Source organism: Kitasatospora sp. NPDC004669, assembly GCF_040609455.1.
GTDB lineage: Bacteria > Actinomycetota > Actinomycetes > Streptomycetales > Streptomycetaceae > Kitasatospora.
The window spans coordinates 1-1788 of record NZ_JBEXKB010000208.1 but is presented as its reverse complement, the minus strand read 5'-3'; the positions used below and the strand labels follow the sequence as shown (position 1 = coordinate 1788).

General features: G+C 73.5%; 2 protein-coding genes. Both read left to right on the top strand.

Going from position 1 to position 1788, the window contains the following annotated elements:
- Positions 1 to 399: 399 nt before the first annotated feature.
- Complete coding sequence (locus ABZW30_RS46925; RefSeq protein WP_355677483.1) at positions 400 to 774, top strand: hypothetical protein; 375 nt, start codon at positions 400 to 402, stop codon at positions 772 to 774.
- Positions 775 to 1123: 349 nt separating this feature from the next.
- Positions 1124 to 1788: serine/threonine-protein kinase (locus ABZW30_RS46920; protein WP_355677482.1), on the top strand; the 665-nt coding region annotated here is incomplete at its 3' end.

The following is a 1788-nucleotide window of genomic DNA, read 5'->3' as shown; positions in this document are numbered from 1 at the left end:
GCCCGAATCACCGGACCCCATCTGCCGAGCAGGGCCGGCAGCTGGCACGGCGAGCGTTGCAACCGAAGGTTGCAGTCCGTGGGTCCGGCATGAGGTTCGGGTGAGGTGCTCGTGCCCGCCGCGGCGCGATCGCCGGCAGGCGATTGTCCGCATGCGTCGCCGGCTCCTGGACGTGACCGGCCCGCTCGTACTGGAAGGACCCTCGTGACCGATCACAGCCCTCGGGTACCGCCCGTGGCAACCGACCGGATCGCCGGTCTGACGGCCCTCGTGCGCGGTCGGCACACCCGGAGGCTACGCCGGACCGATCGGACCGAAACCGTTCAGCCGACCGAGCACGAGGGCACGGTCGTCCTTTCCGCTCTGTTGTCGGCCGTGGCCGGAGTGCCACAGGGGTCGGTGACCGTCCGGGTACCGGACCGGCTGCCGGCGGTCGCGGTCGGCCGGGGGCCGTTGGAGCGAGTGCTGGCCGCGATGGTGGCGACCGCGGCGCGGCGCACCCCGCCGGGAGCGCGGGTGCTGGTTCGGGCGGACGTGGTCGCCGACGAGCCCGGGATCCCGGGCGTGGTGGAGGTCCGGGTGGCGGACCGGGGGCCGGACCTGGCAGGCGAGGCGAAGTCCTGGATGCTCGCCGGACTGGACGGTTCAGCCGGCGACCTGCCGGCGGCCTGCCGTCAGCTCGCCGCAAGTGGGGGTGGCCGACTCACCGTTGAGGACAACCCCGCGGGCGGCCTCGTGCTCGTGCTCCGGCTTCCGTTGGCGGCGCACGGGTGAACACCTCCGGGCCGGCGGAGGCGAAATCCTCGCCGGCCCACCGGCAGGAACCCCGGAATCCCTCGGAGGCTCGTACCGGTTCCACCCGGCCACCACACAGGGTGTGGGGCTACACGATCCGCGCAGCACGACCCGCGCCCGGGACGCACCGGGCCGGGCCCGGGCCGTCCTCATCAAAACCTCATGATCGACGCGGAAGACTGTCCTTCCGTGGCGCGCGACCCCGTCCCCCCGGGGGTCGCGCGTCATTGCCGCCCGTGCCACCGAACGTTGAGGAGCGTCCGGCGGGATACTTCTCAACGCTCGGTGACCGTCCCCGGCTTGCCCCGTCCCTCCGAGAGAGCCTCCGATGTCCGTACACCAAGCCGACACCATCGTGTCCACCGCCTTCCAGCCGCTGACCGCCGGCGACCCCTCCGAGGTGGGCGGCTACCGGCTGTTCGCGCGGCTGGGGGCCGGCGGGATGGGGCGGGTCTACCTCTCGTACACCCGCGGCGGCCGGCCGGTGGCCCTCAAGGTAGTGCGGCCCGAACTCGCGGAGGACCCCGAGTTCCGCCAGCGGTTCGCCCAGGAGGTCGCCAGCGCGCGCCTGATCCACGGGCTCTACACCGCCCAGGTCGTCGACGCCGGCGTGGACGCCGCCATGCCCTGGCTCGCCACCGCCTATGTTCCCGGTCCCTCGCTCCACCAGGTGGTCAAGCACAACGGGCCACTCGCCGAGCAGACCGTCCTGCTCCTCGTGGCCGGCATCGCCGAAGCGCTCCAGGTGATCCACGCCGCCGGCGTCGTCCACCGCGACCTCAAGCCCGCCAACGTCCTCCTCGCCGCCGACGGCCCGCGCGTGATCGACTTCGGCATCGCCCGCGCCGCCGACGCCCTCGCCCTCACCAGTACCGGACTGCGCATCGGCTCCCCCGGCTTCATGGCCCCGGAACAGGCCCGGGGCCTGCCCGCCACGCCCGCCACCGACATGTTCGCCCTCGGCGCCCTGACCGCCTACATCGCCGGCGGCAC